This window comes from Bhargavaea ullalensis, from assembly GCF_042432615.1.
GTDB lineage: Bacteria > Bacillota > Bacilli > Bacillales_A > Planococcaceae > Bhargavaea > Bhargavaea ullalensis.
This window is the reverse complement of the sequence record NZ_JBHLWY010000018.1, coordinates 42,917-68,477: the sequence shown is the minus strand read 5'-3', so window position 1 is coordinate 68,477 and position 25,561 is coordinate 42,917. Positions and strand designations below refer to the sequence as shown.

The 25,561-nt window shown below is 57.6% G+C and carries 21 protein-coding genes and 1 pseudogene; 12 read left to right on the top strand and 10 right to left on the bottom strand.

Translation table 11 applies throughout. The annotated features are described in order from the left end of the window. Positions 1 to 142 precede the first annotated feature (142 nt). On the bottom strand, positions 143 to 997 hold the full coding sequence (locus ACFFIY_RS04700; RefSeq protein WP_354195814.1) for an MBL fold metallo-hydrolase: 855 nt from the start codon (positions 995 to 997) through the stop codon (positions 143 to 145). A 149-nt stretch (positions 998 to 1,146) separates the two neighbouring features. On the opposite strand from ACFFIY_RS04700, the gene ACFFIY_RS04695 reads away from it, so the two are divergent. Continuing rightward, entirely contained in the window at positions 1,147 to 1,554 is a 408-nt protein-coding gene (locus ACFFIY_RS04695; RefSeq protein WP_354195816.1) for a PaaI family thioesterase, read from the top strand. A 15-nt stretch (positions 1,555 to 1,569) separates the two neighbouring features. Beyond that, positions 1,570 to 2,175, top strand: coding sequence for a pyroglutamyl-peptidase I (pcp, locus tag ACFFIY_RS04690; protein ID WP_354195818.1), 606 nt, complete (start codon positions 1,570 to 1,572; stop codon positions 2,173 to 2,175). A gap of 193 nt (positions 2,176 to 2,368) precedes the next feature. Here pcp and ACFFIY_RS04685 read toward each other — a convergent pair whose 3' ends face one another. From ACFFIY_RS04685 to ACFFIY_RS04670, 4 genes are all read right to left on the bottom strand, one after another. Further along, positions 2,369 to 3,661 (bottom strand): amidohydrolase, encoded by a 1,293-nt coding sequence (locus ACFFIY_RS04685; protein ID WP_354195820.1) that lies wholly within the window; start codon positions 3,659 to 3,661, stop codon positions 2,369 to 2,371. A gap of 249 nt (positions 3,662 to 3,910) precedes the next feature. After that, positions 3,911 to 5,425: an AbgT family transporter gene (locus tag ACFFIY_RS04680; RefSeq protein WP_354195822.1), complete on the bottom strand. Its 1,515-nt coding sequence runs from the start codon at positions 5,423 to 5,425 to the stop codon at positions 3,911 to 3,913. A 57-nt stretch (positions 5,426 to 5,482) separates the two neighbouring features. Then, positions 5,483 to 6,919 carry a M20 family metallopeptidase gene (locus ACFFIY_RS04675; RefSeq protein WP_354195824.1) on the bottom strand — a complete coding sequence of 479 codons (1,437 nt, stop codon included), beginning with the start codon at positions 6,917 to 6,919 and terminating at the stop codon, positions 5,483 to 5,485. 152 nt (positions 6,920 to 7,071) lie between these two features. Beyond that, a complete protein-coding gene (locus ACFFIY_RS04670) occupies positions 7,072 to 7,380 on the bottom strand; it encodes a DUF3243 domain-containing protein (protein WP_354195826.1) in 309 nt (102 codons plus the stop codon). 156 nt (positions 7,381 to 7,536) lie between these two features. On the opposite strand from ACFFIY_RS04670, the gene ACFFIY_RS04665 reads away from it, so the two are divergent. The 3 genes and pseudogenes from ACFFIY_RS04665 to ACFFIY_RS04655 all read left to right on the top strand — a co-directional run. Further along, positions 7,537 to 8,901 carry a sigma-54 interaction domain-containing protein gene (locus ACFFIY_RS04665; RefSeq protein ID WP_354195828.1) on the top strand — a complete coding sequence of 455 codons (1,365 nt, stop codon included), beginning with the start codon at positions 7,537 to 7,539 and terminating at the stop codon, positions 8,899 to 8,901. Between the two features lie 147 nt (positions 8,902 to 9,048). Then, entirely contained in the window at positions 9,049 to 10,365 is a 1,317-nt protein-coding gene (gene brnQ, locus ACFFIY_RS04660; protein ID WP_354195830.1) for a branched-chain amino acid transport system II carrier protein, read from the top strand. 209 nt (positions 10,366 to 10,574) lie between these two features. Next, positions 10,575 to 11,336 (top strand): annotated as a pseudogene (locus ACFFIY_RS04655) (solute symporter family protein); the annotation flags it as partial. Positions 11,337 to 11,446: 110 nt separating this feature from the next. Here the strand turns inward: ACFFIY_RS04655 and ACFFIY_RS04650 are convergent. Continuing rightward, positions 11,447 to 12,859, bottom strand: coding sequence for a purine-cytosine permease family protein (locus ACFFIY_RS04650; protein WP_354195832.1), 1,413 nt, complete (start codon positions 12,857 to 12,859; stop codon positions 11,447 to 11,449). Between the two features lie 390 nt (positions 12,860 to 13,249). Beyond that, on the bottom strand, positions 13,250 to 14,041 hold the full coding sequence (locus tag ACFFIY_RS04645) for an SDR family oxidoreductase (protein ID WP_354195834.1): 792 nt from the start codon (positions 14,039 to 14,041) through the stop codon (positions 13,250 to 13,252). A 477-nt stretch (positions 14,042 to 14,518) separates the two neighbouring features. On the opposite strand from ACFFIY_RS04645, the gene ACFFIY_RS04640 reads away from it, so the two are divergent. From ACFFIY_RS04640 to ACFFIY_RS04620, 5 genes are all read left to right on the top strand, one after another. Further along, complete coding sequence (locus ACFFIY_RS04640) at positions 14,519 to 14,881, top strand: CidA/LrgA family protein (RefSeq protein ID WP_354195837.1); 363 nt, start codon at positions 14,519 to 14,521, stop codon at positions 14,879 to 14,881. Then, positions 14,878 to 15,558 (top strand): LrgB family protein, encoded by a 681-nt coding sequence (locus ACFFIY_RS04635; RefSeq protein ID WP_354195839.1) that lies wholly within the window; start codon positions 14,878 to 14,880, stop codon positions 15,556 to 15,558. Before ACFFIY_RS04640 ends, ACFFIY_RS04635 begins: the two co-directional genes overlap by 4 nt. Positions 15,559 to 15,715: 157 nt before the next feature. Next, a complete protein-coding gene (locus ACFFIY_RS04630) occupies positions 15,716 to 16,099 on the top strand; it encodes a MerR family transcriptional regulator (protein WP_354195841.1) in 384 nt (127 codons plus the stop codon). After that, positions 16,099 to 17,607 carry a class I adenylate-forming enzyme family protein gene (locus ACFFIY_RS04625; RefSeq protein WP_354195843.1) on the top strand — a complete coding sequence of 503 codons (1,509 nt, stop codon included), beginning with the start codon at positions 16,099 to 16,101 and terminating at the stop codon, positions 17,605 to 17,607. Before ACFFIY_RS04630 ends, ACFFIY_RS04625 begins: the two co-directional genes overlap by 1 nt. Before the next feature lie 5 nt (positions 17,608 to 17,612). Beyond that, positions 17,613 to 19,307: an acyl-CoA dehydrogenase family protein gene (locus tag ACFFIY_RS04620; protein ID WP_354195845.1), complete on the top strand. Its 1,695-nt coding sequence runs from the start codon at positions 17,613 to 17,615 to the stop codon at positions 19,305 to 19,307. Positions 19,308 to 19,649: 342 nt separating this feature from the next. Here ACFFIY_RS04620 and ACFFIY_RS04615 read toward each other — a convergent pair whose 3' ends face one another. The 3 genes from ACFFIY_RS04615 to ACFFIY_RS04605 form a co-directional block, all read right to left on the bottom strand. Further along, a complete protein-coding gene (locus ACFFIY_RS04615) occupies positions 19,650 to 21,344 on the bottom strand; it encodes a DUF2207 domain-containing protein (RefSeq protein ID WP_354195847.1) in 1,695 nt (564 codons plus the stop codon). 101 nt (positions 21,345 to 21,445) lie between these two features. Continuing rightward, on the bottom strand, positions 21,446 to 22,156 hold the full coding sequence (locus ACFFIY_RS04610; RefSeq protein ID WP_354195849.1) for a hypothetical protein: 711 nt from the start codon (positions 22,154 to 22,156) through the stop codon (positions 21,446 to 21,448). A gap of 79 nt (positions 22,157 to 22,235) precedes the next feature. Then, a complete protein-coding gene (locus ACFFIY_RS04605) occupies positions 22,236 to 22,397 on the bottom strand; it encodes a hypothetical protein (protein ID WP_354195851.1) in 162 nt (53 codons plus the stop codon). A gap of 221 nt (positions 22,398 to 22,618) precedes the next feature. Between ACFFIY_RS04605 and hutU the strand changes: the two genes are divergently transcribed. Continuing rightward, positions 22,619 to 24,268, top strand: a complete 1,650-nt coding sequence (gene hutU / locus ACFFIY_RS04600; protein WP_354195938.1) for a urocanate hydratase — start codon at positions 22,619 to 22,621, stop codon at positions 24,266 to 24,268. After that, positions 24,265 to 25,560, top strand: a complete 1,296-nt coding sequence (gene hutI, locus ACFFIY_RS04595; protein WP_354195853.1) for an imidazolonepropionase — start codon at positions 24,265 to 24,267, stop codon at positions 25,558 to 25,560. Before hutU ends, hutI begins: the two co-directional genes overlap by 4 nt. Position 25,561: the final 1 nt, after the last annotated feature.

Here is a 25,561-nt window from a genome sequence, read left to right as displayed (position 1 = left end):
CTGTCAGAAAAAGAATCCGAACCGTTCCGTAAATCGGCAAAGGTTGTTCGCCGATATGTTGTATTCTAAAGATCGAAGCCGCTCCCCGGACGATTATGACCCGCCGGGGATGCCGGTTTCATCGACATGGAGTCGGAACGTTCTATCGTGCAGCCCCTTCCCGGCCAGGAAGGGGCCTCTTTTTGTGGCCATCCGGCTCAGCGAGTATCGAGGTGATAAGATGCTCGGAATCCCATTCGCCGCGCGAGAAGCGGGTGATCGGGTAGGTCTTCGGGTAAAGGGTGCACTGGATTTCCTTCACCGGCCGTCCTTCTCCGTGCAATCGGAGGACCTCATCCCGTAAATTGGAAAGGAATTCGAGTTTGTCCTCCAGCTTTTTACGGCCGTTTTCAACGTACCCTGCATGGCAGCAGAACATTTCCCCGAAGTCGTAACTAAGGATTTTCTCAAGCGAGCGGATTGTCTCCGGGATGTTTTCCTCCCGCAGGGCAACTTTCTGCTTCACACTGACAAACAAGTCTCCCGAGAACAGTTGTCCCGTAGATTCATTCAGCAAAGACACATGGTCCGCTGCGTGTCCGGGCGTCTCGATTGACCGCCAGTTAAAGTGCCGCGAAGAGAAGGTTTCGGGCATTTCTTCCGATTGGAAGGCCGGACGCCTGCCCCAGAACATCTGCCTGTAAAAGGGGTATCCGGCTCTTCTTGAGCAATCCTCCGCGTATAGCGGACTCATGTAAATCGGAATCCCCCTGTCCGCACAATAAGCCGCATTTCCGGTGTGGTCTTCATGATAGTGGGTGATTGCGGCAAAATCAGGTTGGGCGTGATCGATGAACGGCCGGAAGAACCGACGCAGGGAATGGGCGCCGGTGTCGATCAGGACGCCGTCCGTCTCGAAGGCATAACAGGACAAGGTGACTCCGAGCCCTTTATTCAGGGCCTGGCAGTATTGCACGCCGGCCTGTTCGCCGAGAACGCCGGTTCCTTTGAATAACATCAGATCCACCTCACAGATTGTTTCCTCTACTCTATCACATGAATGACTGATCATTCATAAGTAACAGATAAATTTACGGGCTTTCTGCGAATTCAGCCAGTTTTTGTTATACTAGTTCGTGATAACCCAACAAGAAGGAGTCCTGCATCATGGTTGCGTCCGAACTTGACCGCGTCCGCGCGGATTTTGAAGACAGCGAGTATTTCCGGTTCCTGGGACTGGAGATCACCAAGCTGGAGGAAGGGGACGTCGAGCTGCGCCTGCCGTACAAGCCGGAACTGGACAATGTCCGGAGCACCGTGCACGGGGGAGTGTTCATGAGCGTGCTCGATACGGTCATGGGCCTGCATATTCGGTCGATCGGCTATGATGACACGATGACCATCCAGATGCAAACTCAGTTCTTGCGCCCGCTCGTCGGTGGGGCGATGACTGCGCGCGCCGAAGTGATCAACCGGACGAAAAGCACGGTCTTGCTGGAAGGGCGCCTGTACAATGAGGCGGATGAGTTGATCGGTTATTCAACGGGTACATTCAAAGTAATGAAATTCGACTGAGGGGGAAGATTTTGGATGAAGACGATTTTGCTGACGGGGTTCGAACCATTTCTGGACTATCCGGTGAATCCGACAATGCGGATTGCGGAGGAGCTGGACGGTGCGGAAATCGGGGATTATAAAGTCACCAGCCGTATTTTGCCGGTCGACTTCAACCGGGCGGAGGCACGGCTGATGGGCCTCATCCGGGAAGTCGATCCGGCTGTGACCGTTTCGCTCGGTCTGGCAGCGGGGCGTTACAAAATGACGCCGGAGCGGGTGGCGATCAACGTCCAGGACGGCGCCCCGGACAATGACGGCAATCATCCGGTTGATAGGCCGATCAACGAAGATGCGCCGGATGCGTACTTTTCCACACTGCCGGTCCGTGATATGGTCAATGCGCTGACCGAGGCAGGCCTGCCCGCAGAAGTGTCGAACACGGCAGGTACCTATCTCTGCAATAATGTCATGTTCGGCGGACTTCATTATGCGGCGACCGAACGTCCGGGCATGCGATCGGGATTCATCCACATTCCGGCTTCCCATGAACTCGGAATCCGGCACGGCCGCATTCCGAGCTGGAGCCATGAGGATCTTGCGCGCGGCGTGAAATTGTGTCTGGAAGTCATTTCGAGATAAAAAGGATGTGCGTGAAGGCCGTCAACAGGCCTTCCGCACATCCTTTTTTGTGAATCGAATGATTGTGTGCCCGAGTCGAACGATTCTCTCTCCGAGTCGAACGATTCAGCTCCCGAGTCGAACGATTCTCTCTCCGAGTCGAACGATTCAGCTCCCGAGTCGAACGATTCAGCTCGCGCAAGGGGACATGCCCTCAGCCGGCGTCTCCGTTTAGCCGAAGCGCCGCCCGGAACAGGACATCGACTGCAGCGAACATCGTTTCTTCATTGATGTCGAACCGTTCGTTGTGATGTCCTGCGGCGAGGTCGGTGCCGGCGATGCAGTAAGTGGCCTCCCCGCCGTTTTGGATCACGCGTTCCATGAAGTAGGTGGCATCTTCGGAGCCGGCAGATGCGTTGTCCTCAAGGACGACCGTCTCGACAAATGCCGAATCCGCAGCGACTTCAGCCAATGTGCGGGCAAGGCCTTCCGAACATTGGCAGTCAACCGCCTCGCCGACCGTCCTGAATTCAACATCTACCCCGTACATGTCTGCGGCGCCGCGGATGATGCGTTCGGCCTGTGCTTTCATGAAGGCATTCACATCTGCGTTCTGGCCGCGTGTTTCGATCTTCATTTCCGCCCGGTCGGCGATGACGTTTCGGCCGCTGCCGGCATGCAGCTCGCCGACGTTCACGCGGGAGGAACCGCCGGAATGCCGCGGGATGGCATGCAGATGAACCGCCGCGGTCGCCGCGGCAAGCAGGGCATTGCAGCCCTCTTCCGGCTTGGCGCCTGCATGGGAAGCGATGCCGCGGAACGTCACGTCGATTTTCGAGGTTGCCAGAAAGCCGTTTGAGGCGGCGAGGAAAGTTCCGTGGGGCACGCCGGTGCCGACATGGGTGGCGATGAAGAAATCGGCACCGTCCACGACTCCGGCTTCCGCCATCGACCGCGCACCGCGGGTTCCTTCTTCGGCCGGCTGGAAAATGAGGCGGACTGTGCCGGAAAGCAGCCCGGCGTTTTCCGACAGGAGGCGGGCGAGCCCCAGGCCGATTGTCGTGTGGGCATCATGGCCGCACGCATGCATCGAGCCTTCATTCAGCGACCGGAAGTTTTCCCGGCGGGGGACGTGGTCATCGGAATCGGACTCGGTGATCGGCAGGGCGTCCATGTCCACGCGGAACACGGTGAGGGAACCGGGACGGCCGGTTTTCAAGTCCGCGACGATGCCGGTATAGCCTTCCTTGAATCGGTCCACGGTCCGCGGATCGGCGCCGTTCGCTTTCGCCCACTCGAAATGGGCGGCCGTTTCTTCGTCGGACGGCTTGCCCATGACGGCATCCGGTTTCATGACGTCTGTACCGGTCCGGATTTCAAAGCCGAGCCGGATAAGTTCCGACGCGACGATCGAGGCCGTCCTCATTTCAAGAAATCCCTGTTCCGGATGGCGGTGCAGGTCGCGCCGGCGATCGATCAATTCGGCTTTCAGTTGTTCATTCAACATGACGATCCTTCCTTTCTTGTTGGCAATGTAGAATAAAAGGCATTCGGATAAGCGGTAAATTTCACCGTGGGAAAGCAAAAAGCAAGGACGGCGGGCGACTCCTGCGGGAAAGCCGACCGGCCAAGACCCCGCACGGCTTTAAGCCGGAGGAGGCTTGGCGGTTGGCCCGCGGAAAGCAACCAGAGTCCTTGCTTTTTGCATGTTTGGTTGGGTAATCGACTAATCGACTTTTTGGACAGCCCCGTGTTGTCAAATGTAAGGCGTGATGCCCGGCCCGAACGGAATCCCCGCATAGAAGAAGATGAGGATCAGGATGATCCAGGCGATCAGGAAAGCCATCGAGTAAGGGAGCATGAGGGAGATAAGCGTCCCGATGCCGGCCTTTTTATCGTATTTCTGCATGAATGTGAGCACGACGACCATGTAGGGCATGAGCGGCGTCACGATGTTCGTGGAGGAGTCGGCAATCCGGTAGGCGGCTTGCGTGAATGCCGGGTGGTAGCCGAGCTGCATGAACATCGGCACGAAGATCGGCGCCTCGAGCGCCCACTTCGCGGATCCCGATGTGATCAGGAAGTTCATCAGGGCCGTGAAGATGATGTAGCCGATGATGAGTCCGATTCCCGTGAAATTGACGCTTTCCAGGAATTCGGCTCCGTTGACGGCGACCCAGATCCCGATGTTTGACCAGTTGAAATAGGCGATGAACTGGGAAATCGCGAAGATGAGGACGATATAGCCGCTCATGTCTTTCATCGCTTCTGCCATATATCCGGCGATGTCTTTTCCGCTTTTGATCTTGCCGACGGTCACCCCGTACGTGATCCCCACAGTGAGGAACAGGAACAGCAGGATTGGCACGATTCCTGTGAGGAACGGGGATGGGATGACTTTTCCTTCCTCGCTGCGGAGCGGGCTCCACTGGAAGCCGACCGACAGAAAGACGAGGAGGAGGAAGACGAGCGCGGCGATCATCGCATTGCGGAAGCCCTTTCCGGCATTCGGGGGATCTTCCTCCACGTCCACTTCCACCGCTTCACCCGAATATTTGCCGAGGCGCGGCTCGATGAATTTCGACGTGATGAAGCCGGCCAGGAAAGTGATGACGAACACGGACACAATATTGAAGTACCAGTTGTCCGCAGGTGTCACGAGCATCGTGTCGTCGATGATTTTCGCGGCTTCCGTTGAGATCCCCGCGAGCAGGGCGTCGGTGCCGACGATGAGCAGGTTGGCGGTGAAGCCGGCGCCGGACGACGCGTAGCCGACCGCCAGCCCGGCAAGCGGGTGGCGTCCGACTTTATAGAACACCATTGCCGCGAGCGGCGGGATGAGCAGCATGGCTGCATCGGATGCAAGGTTGCCCATGACCCCGACGAAAGCGACGGAATAAGTGAGCAGCCATGGCGGCGATTTCATGATCGTCTTGCGGATTGCGTAGTCGAGCATGCCGACTTTCTCGGTGAGCCCGATCCCGAGCATCATGGCAAGCACGATGCCGAGCGGGGCGAATCCGGTGAAGTTTTCGATCATCGAAGTGACGATGTACCGCAGCCCCTCGCCGGACGCCAGGTTTTTGATGTCGAGCGTCTCGCCGGTTCCCGGGTGGGTGACCTGGGCATTGAACAGGCTGAAGATCCAGGACAGAACAATGACGCCGAGCGCCATGTAGACAAACAGGATGAACGGATCAGGCAATTTGTTGCCGACCTTTTCAACGCCGTTCAGAAACTTGTTGAAGAACCCCTTTTTAGCTGTTTCCATCTATTCCCCTCAATTCGTTCGTGTGTGTGGGTTTGGTATCCGGAACCGCGAGCGCCGTCAGACGTTCAATTTCGACGGCTTCACATGGGCAGGGATCGGATTCGTGTACGGATGCTTTTCCTGGAACTCGGCAAATTCTTTCTTGGCCGGTTCCAGCAGTTCGGGATTTTGAAACACTTTCATGCCGGTGAGCCCCATCGAAGCAGCTGCGCGGAGCATCGCTTTGTGGGCATTCGTCGATAGTCCCTGACTGGTCATTTGCCATGTGTGGAGCGGTGTGCCGATGGCGGAAGTGGAGGTTGTGAGCTGTGCGGTGGGAACGACCCAGCTGACATCTCCCACGTCGGTGGATCCGGCGAGCACTTCGTCTGTTTCGACATACGGGCCGACCGTGTCGGCGATATACTTGCCTTCGTATTCACTGCCGTCACCGAAGTAGCCGAATCCTCGCATGCCGTTGAAGGCATCTTGCTGTTCGCTTTCGGTGAGCGACTCGTAGATGGCTTTGGCGAACTCTTTTTCTTCCTCGGTCGGCTCGCCGGGGCCGACTTCCTGCAGACTTGCATGGAGGATCCGTTCGGCGGCGCGGTTTGGAACGTAGTTCGAGCAGGCTTTGTTGAAGTCGATCTCAAGCTCGGTCTCCGTCATGAGAGCCGCGCCTTCCGCGATTTTGATGACCCGCTTGTAGATTTCGTCGACTTGGGCGATTTTCGGCGCACGGATGAGGTAAAGCACTTCCGCTTCGGCCTGGACGACGTTCGGCGAGATGCCGCCGGTGTTCGTGATGGCATAATGGATGCGGGCGGCGTCGATAATATGCTCACGGAGGTACTGGACGCCGACATTCATGAGTTCGACCGCATCTAGGGCGCTTCGGCCGAGGTGGGGCGAGTTCGCTGCGTGCGACGGGATTCCCTTGAAACGGAAGAAGACCTGGTAGTTTGCAAGCGATGAAAGCGACATGATGGCGTTGCCCGGAGACGGGTGCCAGGAAAGGGCAAGGTCGACGCCGTCAAAGACGCCATCACGCACCATGAATGTTTTGCCGGAGCCGCCTTCTTCGCCCGGGCATCCGAAGAACTTCACGGTGCCTGGCAGGTGGTTCTCTTCAAGAAAGGCTTTCGCCGCGCATGCTGCCGCGAAAGCGCCGGTGCCGAGCAGGTTGTGCCCGCAGCCGTGTCCGACATGGCGGTCCCACGGTTTGGGTTCTGCAAGATTCGGCTCCTGGCTGAGGCCTGAAAGTGCATCGAATTCGCCGAGGAAACCGACAACCGGCGCCCCTTCGCCGTACGTCCCGATGAATGCGGTTTCAATGCCGCCGACGCCGCGCTCAACCGAGAAGCCGGCCTTTTCGCACTCGTCCGCAAGGAACTTGGATGACTCATACTCCTCGAACCGGGTTTCCGGGTGATTGAAAATGTATTCGCTTACTTGTTCAAAACGACTTTTGTGATCGGACAGATACTGATCGATGAATGGCTTCAGCTCGGTCATTTCCCCTGATTCCCCCTCTGCAAAATAGCATTAAATGAAAATTTTCTAAACAAGCATACAGATTGTGACACCGTTCGTCAATGGCAGCGGCAGGAAGAAAAGAACACAAAGATACCGGGGAGCGCATGGCTCCCCGGTCCAACGGCCGGCGTTCAGTCTTTCTGGACGAGTTTGACGAGCATGTGGGCGAGGTGATGCTGTTCATCCTTGTCGCCGACTTCCCAAAGCTGCTGAAGGAGGTACTGCTCACGGTTGCGGGGTTCTTCGTGTTTGGCCAGGTGATTGGCCACCAGTTCAGCGCCTTTGGCAAGCTGTTCCTCGCTGAGCCCCAGCTTCTCGCCCTTCTCGACTTTATCGCCGAGAACTTGCTTGAAACGGTTGAAGTTCTCGAGAATCTGATCCTTTTCTTCGGAGTCATACTGATCCATCTGACCTTCAATCTTGTCCTTGAAGTTATCCATTCATCGAACACTCCCTTCGGTTTAAGCTACTGGTTATATGCCCAATGGGAAGCACTTACAAACCGATTTTTCAGAAAGGAAACGTCCCCGGGATGAAAAGTCATGCCGGGTCGATTAAAATAAAAAATGTGGTTGTGCAAACACGGAGGAATTGTTATGGAACTTCACAATGTCCGGTTCGGCGAATATGACAACGTGCTTGTTGTGGATCACCTGGGACGGACACTTTATTATGACCTGGCGGATCTGAATATTCTTGTGAAACTCGGCCACCGCCCCGAAGATTTTCTTGGCCGCGAAGTGACCGGTTTCTATACAAACCTTTCAAAAGAGGAGAGTACCATCTACCGGGTTCTGAAGTCCGGTGAAGCGCTTCCTGACGTTGAACAGCGTCTCGTGACGAAAACGGGCAGCGAATACACTTCAATCAGCTCCACCTATCCGATCATTGAAGACGGGCGGGTGGTCGGCGCAATTGAATTTTCCACTCATTTCTTCGGAAAAGAACAGATCGGAGCGCTCCAAGGTTTTGCGGGCCACCGGATCTACAGGAAAAACGGGACGGTTTACACGATCGACGGTATGATCGGAGAAAGTCCTGAGATGAGGATTGTGAAAGAACAAGTTCGGCGGGTGGCCAGGGGAGAGACGACCGTCCTGTTGTGCGGACTGACAGGAACCGGAAAAGAAGTCACCGCGCAGGCCATCCACAATCAAAGCACCCGGTTTGCCGGGCCGTTCCGGTCGGTGGACTGCGGCTCCATCACCCCGGACACCATGGAACTGCTGCTGTTCGGAAAAGAAGAAGACTCGGCTGCCGGTACCGATCCGGTTCCCGGACTGTTTGAGCAGGCACAGGGCGGCACGCTTTTCCTGGATGAGGTCAATGCCCTGGCGAGTGAACTCCAGCCGAGACTGCTCAAGGCGATTGAAGAGAAACGCGTCCGCAGAATCGGCGGACAAGCCGATATACCGCTCGACTTCCGCCTGATTGCCGCGATTGACGAAGACCCGGAAGCCCTTCTCGAATCCGGCCGGCTTCTGGATGACCTTTATTACCGGCTGGCGGTCATGCAGATTGATCTCCCTCCGCTCCGGCAAAGAAGGGAAGACATCCCGGCTTATGTGCAGCATTTCGTACAATACTATAATCGGCGCATGGATATGGAGATACACGGGCTGGATGAATCTTCGGCCGATGCTTTTGTCCGCTATGACTGGCCGGGGAATGTACGGGAGCTCCGCAATGCCATCGAGGCGGCGTTCAACCATACCGACGGCCCGGAAATCACCCTGGCCGACCTGCCTCCGCGGATTTTGAAGGGAATCAGCCGGGCAGAAGAAAAAGAACCGGTGCTCGAACAGGGGAACCTCCGAGATGCCATTGACGGCTACGAACGGCTGCTCATTGAAACGGAATACAACAAAGCGGAGCGTGTGCTGGCAGAAACTGCACGCCGCCTGGGCATTTCCAAACAGTCGCTCAAGTACAAGCTCGATAAATATGGTCTCCGGGAATAATATTTTGACGGAAGAGGTGAAAAATTTCCCCTCTTCCTTTTCTGTGTTTTCAGAGACTATAGTGAAAGTTAGAAACGATTGATGAAGGACATCAGACATCGAAATGAAAGCGATTACACCAAATGTTTACAGAAAGAAGTGAAAAGAGTGGGGAAATCGATTCAGCACAGTCTCATCTTAGGATTTGCTTTATTTGCGTTGTATTTTGGAGCCGGCAATCTGATTTTCCCGCCGACAATCGGGCTCGCCAGCGGGACCGGCTGGGTACCGGCCATGGTCGGCTTTTCGGTCACCGGCATTGTCCTGCCGCTGCTTGCGGTTCTGGCCGTTTTGAATGCCGGCGGAAAGTTTGAGAACCTGACACGGCCGATTGCTCCGTGGTTCCATGTCGTGTTCAATCTGCTGCTGATGGTCGGGATCGGGGTGTTTGTGACCATTCCCCGGATGGCGGCGACCACCCATGAGCTGGGGACCGGCGTGCTTTTGCCCTCCTTGCCGCCGGTTGTCACGATCCTTCTGTTTTTTGCCGTCACGTTTTTCTTTGCAATGGACAAGTCCAACGTAATCGACCGGATCGGCAAATACTTGACGCCCGTGCTCGTGGTCATCTTGCTCATCATCGTCGGAAAGGGATTCCTGTCGCCGATCGGCTCTCCGGCGGGGGCTCATGTGGACAATCCGTTTTCCATGGCCTTTCTGAGCGCTTATCAGACCGGTGACGTGGTTACCGGCATCCTCTGCGCGCCGATTTTCATCGCCGCCATTGCCGGATACGGCTATACAGGAAGAAAAGCACGAAAAATGGCGGTCAGCGGAGTTCTGATTGCAGGAGCGGGACTGCTCATCATATACGGCGGACTGCTCGTCATCAGTGCGGGGGCCGGCGGAACGATCGAAGCGGGCCTTTCCGACACGGCACTCGTCAAGGCGATTGTCGACCGGCTGCTCGGAGGCGGCGGTGCGGTGGCGCTTGCGATTGCCATTGCGCTTGCCTGCCTGACCTCAACGATCGGCGTAATCGCCGTCATCGCGGACTTTCTGGCAAAGCTGGCCAAAGATCGGCTGAGCTACCGGACATGGGTGCTTTTGATCTGCGTGGTCTCCGCTTCGGTCGCCACGCTCGGAGTCGGGCGGATCGTCGACTATACGATGTGGATCTTCACCCTCCTTTATCCGGTCGCCATCGTCCTCGTCCTGCTCGGAGTGTTGGATCGGTTCATCCCGAACGGGGGCGTCTATCAGGGAGCGATCATCCTGACCGTCGCCGTCAGTTTCATGGAGACCCTGAAGGGGTTTGGCGTCGGCCTGCCGGTCATCGATCCGATTCTCGCTGTCCTGCCGTTTGGCGATGATGGCTTTGCCTGGCTCGTCCCGGCAATCGTGGGGGCGGCTGCCGGCTATGCCGTCCATCGGTACCTGCCCGGAAGCCGGGTGGCAGGCCTGGATGAGTTAAAGAAAGCTTGAGGAAATGAAATTCAGTTTTGCCGACTCTTCAACGATAGAAAGGTGAGAACATCATGACAGCACAGAAAACAACACTTTATACGAACGGACATATTTTCACTGCAGATCCTGAACGTTTGTTTGCGGAAGCGCTCCTGGTGGAGGACGGGAAGATCATCTGGGTCGGATCTGAAAAGGAAGTGCCGGCAGAAGTGGCGGCAAAAGTGAATCTGAAGGACGCCAAGACGGCGCGCAGCTCGGTCGTGACGGCCACCTGGATCGTCGGGATTTTCTACATCCTGACCATCTTCCTCGGATTCGGCGCTGCGGCATTTGTCGGACATGACGCGATCATGGCGGCGAACCCGGCCGGAAACATGGCTGCGCCTCTGCTTGCCGAGGCGCTCGGCGGCGACTTCCTCATGTCGTTCGTGTCGGCGGTTGCGTTCGCGACGATCCTGGCCGTCGTGGCCGGACTTGTTTTAACGGGTGCTTCTGCTTTTGCGCACGACATTTACGGACAGATCATCAAAAAAGGACAGGCGACCGAAAAGCAGCAGATGAAGGCTGCCCGCCAGGCATCCCTCTGGGTGTCGGTCTTCTCGATCGCGCTTGCCCTGTTCGCCCAGACGATGAACGTCGCGTTCCTCGTATCACTCGCATTTTGTGTGGCGGCGAGCGCGAACTTGCCTGTTATCCTGTACACGATCTACTGGAAACGGTTCAATACGTCCGGTGCCCTGACGGCGATGCTCTTCGGTCTCATCTCCGCGCTCGTGCTCGTGGCCGTGAGCCCGAACGTCCTGTCTCCCGAGGCGGGTGCGGCCATCTTCGTCGGAGAGCCGCTGTTCCCTCTCACGAACCCGGCACTCGTTTCGGTTCCGCTCGGATTCCTCGGCGGCTGGCTCGGAACCGTGTTGTCGAAGGAAAAGGATGCCCGCCGCTTTGCGGAAGTGGCCGTCCGTGCGAACACCGGCTATCGCGGAGAATAAACCAAATCAAAAACCGCTCCCTTATCGGTTTCCCGGGGAGCGGTTTTCCTGTGCGGTGTGAGTGTCCGCCGGCCTGAGCGTGGCAGGGCCGGCGCAGAACAGGGTCCGGGTCAGGCAATGTAATCATCTGCCGGAATGTCCTTCGGTTCTTTTTTCAAGTAGTATCGTCCTTTCGTTGCAATGGCTGTGACGATGGTCAGGATGGCTGCGAGCAGCGCCGCAAAGAACGCTGCCGTGCTCTCAAGGAATACGCCCATGTAGCCGAGTGCCGCAATCGTGCCGAGAAGGCTTGCAATGATGAGCGAAATGGTCCCGACCGGGTTCCACTTATACAGATATTGTTGCCGCGCTTCATAGAAACGGGGCCCGATCTTGAGCACCCGTTTGACGACGAGCGCATCGGTGACGAGCACGGCTGCCCAGGCGAGAAGGAAAACGCCCTGGAAGGTCATCGCCTTGTCGAGGTGGTCGACGATCCCGCCGAGCATGAGCACGATGGCAGAAACGCCGGCAACGACGACCCAGAACCTCCGGCCCGGAGTGAACCGGAAGATGTTCTCAAAAAAGCTGGACAGCGAAAGCGAGGCACTGTAGATGTTCGTGACGTTGATGCGCAGCTGGGTCAGCATCGTGAACAGCGCACCTCCAATGCCGAGCAGGGTCACGATGTAAACACCCGGATTGGCTTCGTCCAGGCGCACGCCGAACCAGATGCCGAGAACGCCCATCACCCCGAAACAGAAAAATTGCGGGATGAAGCCGACGGCAATCGCCCCGATCTTTGTATCTTTCGGCTTCATGAAGCGGGTGTAATCCGAAGCGAGCAGGGCGGTCAGCCCCATCATGCCGTGGTGCATGCCGATGCACATGAGGAGTGCCGTGCCGCCGACTTCCGTGCCGCTTGGCATGTAAGCCCAGAAATGTCCGCTGTTAAGGGACGGAGTAAAGAAGGAAAAGGCGATGGCGGCAACCAGGAACAGGAAGAAAATCGGCAGAGACCATTTCTGCAGCTTATCCAGCTGCGAGATGCCGAACCAGTTCAGTGGAATCACGAGAGAGCCGAATATGACGATGAACGCCCATTCGGGGATGGAGGGAAAAAACGTGTGGACGGCAGCCACGAGAATGAGTCCTTCAAATGCACAATACATGATGAAGTTGGTGGCATAGATGAAGGACGTGAGAGAGGCGCCGATGTAGCCGAATCCGCCGCCGCGGGACATCAGGTTGACATTCATGCCCGACTTCGCGGAGAAGTAGGCGATGAATGAGCCAAGGATGCCGGCGACGACGATGGCGTATGCAGAGGAGATCAAGGCGTTGATGGCACCGAATTTAAGAGCCATCACGCTACCCATCTGAAAGTAGAAAATTGCAGTGGCGATTCCAAAAGTGATGTTCGTAATGCTCAGCCATCCCATTTTCCGTTCGGAACGCGGGACGCGGTCCAATGAATACTCGTCTGTTTCTGCAGCTTTTTCCTGTACTGGCCGATTCCGTTCTTTGGCAGATACAGATGTCATGGTATCATCTCCTTTTAAAGGTGATCGTCCACGCTCCTTTTTATCTTTGTGAGTCACTTCACAATCCGCAACTTTTATAGTTTAACAAACCATCAGACGATCGGCAAAGGGAGGAACTGGAAACGCCGGGCTGACAGGCAATTTCGGTACAGTGTTAGGATTTGGGTGGACTGCGCACTTTTCTTGTGCCTGAGTCCATGAATCCTGCCGGACAAGCTCGTATCGCCGCCGTTCCGTTGGGTTGCCCGATTGTTATTTTTGCATAAGAGGGAGAGAGGAGGGAGCGGCGGTTTTCGTATTGTATCCGGGCAGATAATAATTTCATGGCTTCGGAATCGGGGCAAAATTAAAACGGCTTCCGCAATGAGGGAAGCCGTCCGTAAATCCGGATCAAAGGGCTTTGAGCATCCCGCCGTCGATGACGAGCGACTGGCCGGTGAGGTAGGTGTTGGCGCCGGATGCGAGAAAGACGACGGCGCGGGCGAATTCATCCGGGCGGCCGTATCGGCCCATCGGAATCCGGGACTGCTGCTCTTTGGTGATCTCGTTGATCCCGACTCCGAGCCGGTCTGCCGTGACGGAGTCCAGTTCCAGGATCCGGTCGGTTTCGATGCGCCCGGGGCCGACGGTGTTCACCAGGATGTGGTCGCCGGCAAATTCGCGGGCGAGTGATTTGGACAGCCCGACCATGCCGGCCCGCATCGTGTTCGACAGGATGAGGTTGTCGATCACTTCCTTCGTCGATGAGGAGGAAATGTTGACGATGCGGCCCCAGCCGTTTTTCTTCATCGCCGGCAACACTTCCCGGACGGTCCGCGCGTAGCTGAGAAGATTTTGTTCGAACGCGTGCATCCAGTCCCCGTCCGTCACCCCGTCAAACCCGCCGGCTTTCGGCCCGCCGGTGTTGTTGATCAGAATGTCGGGATCGCCCATCGTCTGGCGGACTTCCGAAAAAAGGTCCCTCAGTTCGTCGGCGGACGACATGTCGCACGGGGAGAAGCGGATGCGGTCGTTTCCGGTTTCGTGCCTGATTTCATCCGCTGCTGCCGAAAGCGACTTTTCGCTGCGGCTCGTCAGGAAGACGTCGGCCCCTTCCCGGGCAAACTCAGTGGCAATCGCCTTGCCGAGTCCCTTGCTTGACGCCATGACAAGGACGCGCTTGTTGTTCAGTTTCAGATCCATTTTGCATTCCTCCCAGTTCGGTGTTGACCTGATTGTACCGGAAGGGAGGTCGTCCATGCACCGGAACGGGTTATGTCCATCCATCTCCTCGAACTGCGCTCTGCGCGGCCTGTGCCGCTGATTCCTTTTCCTTCTGAGTGAAACATACACAGAGAACCGGACAGATCGCCCTATGATTCCACTCACCCCGGCAACGCGCTCACTCACGGCATCTATGATTCCACTCACCCCGGCAACGCGCTCACTCACGGCATCCATGATTCCACTCAGCCCGGACAGCAACATGGATCGAAGAACTCCATCAGTCGAAGAAATCCGTCCGCCCGTTCCGCAGAGTTCTTCTCCTTCTAAATAAAGTTCACACAGAGAACCGGACGCCATCCCGGAACGGCCTTTTCGTCAGCGGTGTCTTGACTGTACAGGCAGGTGGCGTAAGATGAAAAGAAGTGATTCAAACGCAACACCGGGAGATGACCGATGCATATGAAGAAACTGCTTCAGCTCGCTTTGATTTTCTTGTTTTACTTTTTGGGGATGAAGGTGAAGGAATGGCTCGGCCTGCCGATCCCCGGCAGCATCGTCGGCCTGCTCCTGCTGCTTGCCTTCATCATTTTATTTAAGAACTTGCCGGTCAACCGGCACGTGGAAGGGGCCCAGCTGCTGATCCGCAACTTCACTCTGTTCTTCATCCCGACGACCGTGGCGATCATTTTGTATCTCGGCCTGTTCGTCACGTGGAATGTCGTCTCGGTGCCGGCGGTTCTTCTGAGCACGCTCGCAACAATCGGGCTCACCGGCTGGCTGCTCCAACGCTACACGGACAGGAGGGATGCCCGGTGAACGGATTGCTGCTCTGGCTGTTCGGCTTCCTTTTCACGGCAGCGGCATACGCACTCGGCGTTTACTTGTACGGCCGCTACAAAAAGATTTATTTCCAGCCGCTGATTGTGGCGGCCGTGATCATCTGCGCATTCCTGCTCATCACGGGGATTCCGTACGATGCCTATATGAAGGGAGCAAATGTGTGGAACTGGCTGCTCGGCCCGGCCGTCGTTTCCCTGGCTTATCCGCTGTATTTCAATTTGCCGATGGTGAAGAAGTATTTTGTGCCGATCCTGTCCGGCGTTCTCGGAGGGGCGCTGTTCGGCCTGTTCAGCGGCTACTGGCTGACGCGTGCGCTCGGCGCAGATCCGGACATCGTTCGTTCTGTCATTCCTAAAAATGCCACAACGCCGATTGCAATCGAACTGTCAGACATGGTCGGCGGCATTCCTTCGCTCACGGTGGTATTCGTGATGATCGCCGGAATCGGCGGCTCCACGCTCGGTGTGCCGCTCCTCAACCGCCTCAACATCACCCACCCGGTCGCCCGCGGACTTTCCGTCGGCATTGCTTCGCATGGCTTCGGCACCGCCCGCCTGTTTGAGGAAAACGACAAAGAAGGCTCCATCTCCACCGTTGCCTACATCCTCACGGCCATTTTGCTGACGATTGTATGCACGGTCTTTTTCAGCTGAATAAAGAGAAGGGAGCCCTCCGGCATTCAGGTGCCGGGGGGCTTCGTGCATCTAATGGAAGGCAGCAATAAGATTTAAATTTTCTGAAATAAAACTTGAAGTTTACGTGAACGTCAAGTATACAATGAAAGTAGAAGAGAAAAGGGAGGAGGCCGAGGTGAAGCGGATCGGGGAAATGACGAGTGAATTCGGGGTGACGGCGAGGACGCTGCGCTACTACGAGGAACTGGGCCTGCTCAGCCCGGTACGGACGGAGGGCGGCAGCCGGCAATACCCGCCGGCGGACATTGCTCGGATGAAACTGATCGAGCGGGGCAAGCGGTACGGATTTTCGCTCGAGGAGATTAAGGAAATGATTTTGCTGTTCGACAAGGACCGGAGCGGCCGTGTGCAGCTTGAACGGACGATCCGCTACGGGGACGAGAAGCTGGAGGAAATCGACGAGCGGATCCGGGAACTGGAAGACATGCGGGAAGAACTGACGGCACTGCGGGCGAAATTCGCCAAAAAGCTGAATCAAACTGAAGGGGGAAACGGTTGATGAACAGTTCTGAAATGCTGGCATTCAACGGAAGGAAGTATCCGGAGCGGGAAGCGGTCATCGGGATGGGGCGCAGGATCACATGGAAAGAGCTGGACCGGGAAACGGACCAACTCGCCAATGCTCTGAAATCGCGCGGGCTCGGCGGTGGAGACAAGATTGCGTTGTTCATGCCGAATGTGCCGGAATTTGTAACCGCTTACTTTGCGGTTCAGCGAATCGGGGCGGTTGTCGTGCCGCTGAATGTCAAACTGGCGGGGGCGGAATTGGAATATATCCTGAGGGATGCGGGGGCGTCCGGGATTATCGCACATGAACTCGTGTTTGAAGCAGTCCGCGGCGTCACCGGACCCGACGTCAAGATCAAGACCGGTGCACCGGAAGCCGGATGGGAGGGATATTCGGAAGTGCTCCGGGCAGCCGGGGACGATCCGGTCCGGTGCAGCTTGCCGGAAGAAGCGGAGTCGACGATCCTTTACACGTCCGGCACGACCGGAAAGCCGAAGGGGGTTCTGTTCAGCTGCCGCAACATCCTGACGGTCTCACGCATGATGTGCACCGAGTTTGAAATGAAGCCGGATAGCCGGTTGCTCATCATGATGCCGCTCAGTCATTCAGCCCCGCTTCATTTGTTCCTCATGGCCGGAGTCACGGTCGGTGCGGCACTTGTGCTGACGCCGACATTCACACCGGATCTGCTGCTTTCGACAGTCGAAGAAGAGCGTACCACCCATTTCTTCGGCGCGCCGGTCGCTTATCTGCTGACGGCGGGGCACCCGGGCATCGGAGAGGCTGATCTGTCTTCGATGAAGTGGTGGGTCTACGGTTCCGCACCGCTTTCGGCACCGGAAGTCCGGAAAGTCCAGCAGACGTTCCGGACGGACAATCTCGTCTGCGTGTACGGACTGACCGAAGCGGGTCCGAGCGGGACGCTCATGTTCGGGCCGGAGCACGCCGATAAGGCCGGAAGCATCGGCAGACGGGCTGCACTTTATGCAGAAGTGCGGATCGTGGACGATGAAGGGCGGGATGCGGCTCCCGGGGAAGTCGGGGAAATTGTGCTGCGCGGGGAAGGGACGATGATCGGTTACCACAACAATGAGGAAGCGACCGCCGCAACGTTCCTGGAAGACGGATGGCTGAAGACGGGGGACCTGGCGAAGTTCGACGAGGACGGCTACATCTGGGTGGTCGACCGGAAGAAAGACTTGATCATCTCTGGCGGCGTGAATATTTATCCAAAGGAGATCGAAGAGGCGATCCTGTCTTATCCGGGCATGAGGGAAACGGCGGTCATCGGCGTGCCGCATCCGGAATGGGGAGAGACCGTAAAGGCCGTCTATGCATCGGATTCGCCTGTCGCTGTCGAGGAACTGAAAGCCCATCTCGGCGGGCTCCTGGCGAAATATAAAATCCCCCGGCTCTATGAACAGCTGGAGGAACTGCCCCGGAATGCCTCCGGGAAAATACTCAAGCAAGTGCTGAAGGAGAGGGTGGAAACCGTATGAGCCTGATGAGGGAAACGGACCGGAAGCCGCAGGTGCTCGCCGGAAAAGCGCCGTCGGACAGGCCGAACGCCTGGCGCGGCGATTCAACGATGAAAGCAATTCTCCAAACACGGCTCGATCCGGAATTCTTCGCCTATGCAAACCGGGAACTCGAGCACTTTGGCGACCGCGTGATGAACGAGATGGATGAACGTGCCCGGCACACCGACCGGGACGGGCAGCCGAAGCTCGTTTCCTACGACCGCTACGGCGATGAAATTTCCGAAGTTTGGGTGAATGAGGGCTACCGCAGGACGGTGAAAGAAACGTATGGAACCGGAATCGTCGGCTACGTCCACAAGGAAATCCCGGAACTCGGCCGAAAAGGCAATTACACGTACAGCTTTGCGCAAGGTTATTTGCTGGCCCAGTCGGAACCAGGCTTCCATTGCCCGGTGGCGCTGACGCTTGCGACTGCCTATCTGCTCGACCGCTACGCGGATGACGAACTGAAGGCCCGTTTCCTTCCGCATGTCCTTTCAACCGGAGAGACGGAACTGTATGAAGGGGCCACTTTCCTGACCGAGCGGCAGGGAGGATCGGATGTCGGGGCCAACCGGGTGCGAGCCGAGGAAGACGGCGGACGCTACCGGCTTTACGGGGAAAAATACTTTGCCTCGAATGCGGGAATGGCGGGCGTGGCCATGGTGCTCGCCCGGATGGAAGGGGCCGCACCCGGGCCCCGGGGCCTGTCCCTGTTTGCCGTACCTTGGCGGAAGGATGACGGCAGCCTGAACGGTCTTCGAATCCGCCGGCTCAAGGACAAGCTGGGTGTCCGCGCCGTGCCGTCGGGCGAGGTGGAATTTGACGGAGCAGAGGCGTTCCTCGTCGGCGATGCAAAGAAAGGGTTTTATTACATGATGGAAGCGCTGAACCTGTCAAGGATCTGCAATGCAATCGCTTCACTCGGCATCATGAGGCGCGCCTTGAACGAAGCGCACGGCTATGCGTCGCGCCGGGATGCATTCGGACGCAGGCTCACCGATTATCCGATGGTGCGGGACACGTTAGGGAAAATGTCGGCGAAGCTGAATGCGGAGCTGCTGGCGGTATTCGATCTGGCAGCCCTCTATGAGAAAGTGGCGGCCGGCGGGGCGTCGGAGCGGGAGGAAGTGTTGCACCGCTTGTTTATCGCCCTTCTTAAAAAAGAAACTGCCGAAGAGGCGATCCGGTTTTCGCATGAGGCGATCGAGATGCACGGGGGGAACGGGTATATCGAGGATTTCGTCACGCCGAGGCTGCTCCGCGATGCGCAGGTGCTCACGGTGTGGGAAGGGACGGCCAATATTCTCGGTCTCGAGCTGCAGCGGCTCGTGAAAAAGTATGATGCGCATGAGCTGTTCATCGAGGAGATGGAAAACCGGATTGTCGCGCTTAAATCGGGTGGGGACAAGGAGACCGCGTGCCGGGTGCTGAATTCGCTCATCCGGGATCTGCGCGCGTTTGCCGGGATGGACGATGCGATGCAAACCTACGAAGCGAAAGCGCTCGCCAAGCGCATGGCTTTGCTTTACGAGGGCGTCGTCGCGCTGGAATGGGCGGACAAGAAAGAGGGGCGGTTCCGGACGCTTGCCGCCGTGTTCGTTGAGGATGCTTGGGGCACCCGGGAATTCGGCGGCCCGATGGAGACGGTCGTGAAATTTGAGGAACTGATGGGCTGATGGTCGGTCAATGAAAACCCCCTGCGCAAAGTGCGCAGGGGGTTTTCAGATCGTGTCCATCGTATTGAGTAAACTCCATCAGTCGAACAAATCCGCTCGCTTACGGCGGGCGTTGCCTCAGCCGACGCCAATACGCAGATTGGCGTCTGCGCTCAAAAGCGAAGCGTTGAGCGGCATCGCGGGGTCTTCGACTAACGCTGTTCCCGCAGGTGTCTCGCGGATTTCTTCTCCTTCTGAGTGGAGTTTACACAGAGGTCTGAACACTATCGTTTTTCATCGTCTGAGAAATGAAGATGGAAAGAAAGATAACACTTTGCCGGATGAAGATAACGCTTCAAGCGATCAAAAGGCGCCGGATCCGCCGCCACCGCCTCCGGTCCCGCCTCCTCCGCCGCCGACACTTCCGGCAGCAGTGCTGGAGGAATAGGTGGAGGCATTGGCGCTGGCAAGTGAGAAGGAGTGGCTCATGATGAACGGGTCGGCGTAGAGGCCCGGCCCGGCGAACCTCTGCCGCCTGGCCGCTCCGAACTGTTCAAACTGGCTGCCGAGATGCTTGTTTTTAGATCCGACCGCATAAATATAGCCGCGGAGCCGGTCGTCTTTTGGAAGCGCCTGCCAATCACCGGGATCGAGCTGATCAAACTGCTCCGAGAATGCCTTCCAGCCCGTGCGGATACGGTGGCCTTCCCGCGTCAGCGGCTTCAGGAAGAGCGCCGTTGCAAACAAGGCGATGGTCAATACGATCGCGACGGCCAAATGGACAAAGGCTCCGGCAATCCCGAAGTAGACGGACAGGCCGATCAGGAAGATGCCGATGGCGGACAGAAGCGTTGCCGCGCCGGTTCTTTTTTCCCGGAAGCCTGTTTCCTTCGATTCATCATTTACGGCACCGAACCACTTGGCCAGCCCCTCTTCATACCGGTCGGCCATTTTTTCGGACTTGGTCATTTCGGGGAGTTCACCGAGATCGAACCGGCCCTCTGCATCGGCAAGTTCCCCGAACAGGAGGTTGAGGAGGATCTGTTCGTGGCGGTGAGCGGGCACGTTGTCTGTCCGCTCGAACATTTCATCGGACACCTGCGTGACCAGCCCTTTTCGGATCAGATCAAGAAGGGCGGCGGATAGCCATTCAGGGCTTGCCGCACCGGCCGGCTCCACGAACTGGAGGACAGCCGGCATGCTGAGCGGTCCGTCAGGGACGGTGAGCCGCCCGGCGTCCGTCTCCCGGCGTGCTTCATCCTTCTTCCTTCTCGCGATCATCCATTCTTTCACCAGGATGAACAGAAGGACGGCCCCCGCCGCCGGAAGCGCAACATTCCCTGCGGTCACCGCCTGCTCGTGCCGTTTTTGCGCCGCGGCCGCTTCGTCGGCGATCCGTTTCCGTTCGGCGGCGAGTTTGTCGCGGATTGTACCGCCGGATGAGGTCAGTGCCGGGAACAGTTTCGAGTCAAAAACAACCCGGATGTCACCGTTGCTGCCGGACGGCACTCGGACGGGACCAAAAGCGACCGCGCCGTCCGGCTCCACTCTTTCCGTTTTGCTCAGAGCGTCATAGCCGAGCGCCTCTGTGCCGGAAGAAGCAGCGGGCGGGCGAATCGTGATCGTCATCTTGTCGTAGTCGGACTCGTTGCGGTCGTCAAAGAACGGCCAGTGAAACTCGGCTCCGTCTTCGTGCATGACGATCGCATCCATAATCGTATACCGCATTTCCACGGTGACGGTTTCACTCTTTCCGTTGCGGTGCACCTTGTACAGATCCCCGTCCTTTTCGGTCCTCAGTTCCCGGCCTCCTTCGTTTGCGCTGAAGTCAATGATATCCGTGCCGGTCTTCGGAACGAGCAGCCGGGTGATACCGTTGAATTTGCCGCTGAATGAGTAAGTATGGTGTTCGGTGACAAACACCCGGCCATTTTCATCAGCCTGCGCATCGATCGTGCTTTCTTCGATGTCATAGTCGACCGCCAGTACCCGGCCCGGCAGCAAAAGCACGGCGCAAACCGTCAAGACGGCGATTAAAACAGGCATCAGTCGCTTCATCTGCAGCACCTCCGATCAAAGGGGACAGCGACGTTCCCCGGATATCCTTATTACGGCATACCCTTCAGAAAAGTTTCAACACTTGGCCGCGGGTCCGCTTTTCAAAGACCGTCAAAAAATTCATAGGCCCCATCGCCGATGGGCTCATAGCGGATCACCCCGTCAAAATACCGGGCATGGAGTTCGGCATCGGCGGCAGGGTCCTTGCCGTTTCGGACAATCGCGATGCCGCTGATGGACTGGAACACGGCCCCGCGGCTGAAATAAATGACATCCCCGTCGGCGAGGATGACCCGGTAAATACCGGCCCGCTTGTGCAGTTCCTTCATTTTCCGGAGGGTGGCGGGCGCAAATGCCCTTTCCAGCCGTTCGAGATCATAGGTCCCGTTTGAGGAAATGTCGAATTCATCACCGACCGAGATTCTGCCGGTATCCAGTCCATCGAATGCCGCGGCGGCGACCACATTGAAATTCGACTCCTGGCTCACAAACTTTCCGGCCTCGGTGGCGCCGGGAAGGAGAATGGCCAGCAGCACGATCGTCAGGGACAGCGCTCCAACGGGGAAGGCAGCTTTCTTTCGGAACAACTGAATGATCATCGCAACTGCCCCCGTCAGCAGAAGTACAGCGGCCGGCAGGTGAAGCAGCCAGGACACAATCGAATCACCGACCCCGAATTTCGCCCACACCAAGACCGCCGCGCCGCTCAACAAAACGGCGACCGGAACCCCGGCCGGCCTGTCCGAACGGGCCACCTGCCAAAAAAGCGCCACGGTGAATAAAACCAGAACCAAACATATCCAACTGCCCATTCATCCACCTCCCGTATCGGTGAATGGAACGGAAGCCGGGCACTGCATGTTCCAGCCACAAAAAACGGAGAAGCGCCTGTCACGCCTCTCCGTTCTCCTCATTCTTCTGTTCATTTTTCTGACCATGCGCCGCTCCGGCCGTCAGGTCAATCAAACCCGATTGGACCGTCTCCGCACCGGCCGCCGGCTTGCAGACTCCGGTCTCCAGGTCGCAGATCATTTCCGGCTTTTTGTCGTCCATGCCAATCCTCCCTTTAGTGAAACCGTGGTGACTTCATTATACAAGGTGGCCGGCTGGGATGCATGGAAGCGGTTTTGATTTCATCCCGCTAAATCATCAGCCCACTGATCATTTCCCGCAAACGGCTGAAGCCTGTCAGAATTCAATGTACAATGGAAGAAAGGGAGGGGGATGGCAAATTGAAAGCGGATACAACAAAGTCGCCGGCGGCCGAAAAGGTCATGGCCCATACGGGCACGGAACTGCATACGAAGGGGTGGCTGCAGGAGGCGGCGCTCCGGATGCTCATGAACAACCTGCATCCTGACGTGGCGGAGCATCCCGACCGTCTCGTCGTCTACGGTGGGATCGGCAAGGCGGCGCGCAACTGGGAGGCATTCGATGCCATCGTCGAATCGCTGAAAAAGCTGGAGAACGATGAAACGCTGCTCATCCAGTCCGGGAAGCCGGTGGCGGTGTTCAAGACACACGGGGATGCGCCGCGCGTGCTCATTGCGAATTCGAATATCGTGCCGGCGTATGCCAACTGGGACACGTTCCATGAGCTCGATAAGCGGGGGCTCATGATGTACGGGCAGATGACGGCGGGCAGCTGGATCTACATCGGATCGCAGGGCATCGTGCAGGGGACGTATGAAACGTTCGCGGAACTCGCGAAGCAGCATTTCGGCGGTTCGCTCAAAGGCACGATCACGCTGACGGCGGGCCTCGGCGGCATGGGGGGCGCCCAGCCGCTCGCGGTCACGATGGCCGGAGGCGTCTGCATCGGCATCGAAGTGGACGAAAGCCGGATTGACCGGCGGATTGACACGCGTTACCTCGACTTGAAGACGGACTCGGTGGACGAGGCCGTTCAATGGGCGGAAGAAGCGAAGCGGGACGGCAGGCCGCTGTCGGTCGGGCTGATCGGCAATGCGGCTGAAATCCTGCCGGAGCTGCTCGAGCGCGGGTTCATACCTGACGTCTTGACCGACCAGACGTCGGCGCATGACCCGCTGAACGGTTACGTCCCTGCCGGTATGGGCCTCGGGGAAGCGGTGCTCCTGCGGGAAGAAGAACCGGAAGAAGTGATCCGCCGCGCCAGGGAATCGATGGCGGACCATGTGAGGGCGATGATCGCCATGATGGACAAGGGCGCCGTGACATTCGACTACGGGAACAACATCCGCCAGGTGGCAAAAGATGAGGGCGTCGTGCGAGCGTTCGACTTCCCGGGATTTGTCCCCGCCTATATCCGGCCGCAGTTCTGCGAAGGGAAAGGGCCATTCCGCTGGGTTGCGCTTTCGGGAGATCCGGAGGACATCCGGAAAACGGATGAAGTGATCCTGAGCGAATTCAGCGACAACGAACATTTGTGCAACTGGATCCGGATGGCGCAGGACAAGATTGCGTTTCAGGGGCTGCCGTCCAGGATTTGCTGGCTCGGATACGGGGAGCGGGCGCGGTTCGGCAAGATCATCAACGACATGGTGGCATCCGGTGAACTGAAAGCGCCGGTCGTCATCGGACGCGACCATCTGGACTCCGGTTCGGTCGCTTCCCCGAACCGCGAGACGGAATCAATGAAAGACGGTTCGGATGTCGTGTCCGACTGGCCGATCCTCAATGCGCTCGTCAATGCGGTCGGCGGTGCGACCTGGGTGTCGGTCCATCACGGGGGCGGCGTCGGGATGGGCTATTCCCAGCATGCCGGCATGGTCATCGTGGCGGACGGAACGAAAGAGGCAGAGGCCCGCCTGGAACGCGTGCTCACATCCGACCCGGGCATGGGCATCGCCCGCCACGCCGACGCTGGATACGAACTCGCCATCCGGACGGCAAACGAAAAAGGCGTCCGGATCCCGATGCTGAAAGGGGAAGAAAAGTCATGAACAAACGGCCGGTCTGGATCAAGCACGCCGCCCAGCTCGCGACCATCGCGGGCGGGACGGCGCCGAGGATCAAGGAAGGCATGTCCGATCTTGGCATCATTGAAGATGGAAGCGTCTGGATCGAAGACGGAGAAATCCGGGCAGTCGGGACAACCGCTGAACTGGAGGAGCGGTACGGCAGCCGGGCGGGAGACGCAGAGATCGTGGATGCGTCCGGCCGGCTTGTGACGCCGGGGCTCATCGATCCGCACACGCACGTCGTTTACGGCGGCAGCCGGGAAAAGGAGTTTGAAATGCGCCTGGAGGGCGCGACTTACATGGAAATCATGAATGCGGGCGGCGGGATTCATGCCACGGCCCGCATGACGCGCGAAGCGACCGAAGAGGAACTGTTCGAACAGTCGTGGAAGCGGTTGGATTCCTTCCTTTCGCACGGCGTGACGACTGTGGAAGGCAAAAGCGGCTACGGGATGGACCTTGAAACCGAGCTCAAGCAGCTCCGCGTCATGAGGGAACTGAACGAGCGGCACCCGGTCGACCTCGTCCCGACATTCATGGGCGCGCATGCCGTGCCGCTGGACTGGAAGGGGCGAGAAGACGAATTCGTTGACCTGCTTATCCGGGAAATGCTGCCGAAAGTGGCGGAGGAAAAGTTGGCGCAGTTCAATGACGTCTTCTGCGAGGTCGGCGTCTATACGCCCGATCAGACAAGGAAGATTCTTGAAGCGGGCAAGGCTCACGGCCTCATTCCCAAAATCCATGCAGATGAAATCGAGCCGTATGGCGGTGCGGAACTTGCGGTCGAAGTCGGGGCAATTTCCGCGGAACACCTGCTGAAGGCATCGGATGAAGGAATTCGCAAAATGGCGGAGGCGGGAACGATCGCCTGCCTGCTTCCCGCGACTGCGCTGTTCCTCCGCGAAGAAGCGGCGAGGGGCCGGGACATGGTCGACGCGGGCGTGCCGGTCGCGATTTCGACCGACTGCAATCCGGGTTCGTCGCCGACGACTTCGATGACGCTTGTTATGAACCTCGCCTGCATTTCGATGCGGATGACGCCGGCAGAGGCGCTCGTCGCCGCTACACTGAACGCCGCCTGTGCGATCGGCATGGAAAGGCGGGTCGGCTCAATCGAGGAGGGCAAACAGGCCGACCTTGTCATGTGGGATGTCCGGAACTACCAGGAACTGCAATACCTGTTCGGCGCCAATCATGTGGATAAGGTATGGAAGAAAGGCGAAACCGTCGTCAGCAAAGAAGGGGAAATCCGGACCCAATTCGTGCGGGCGTGAA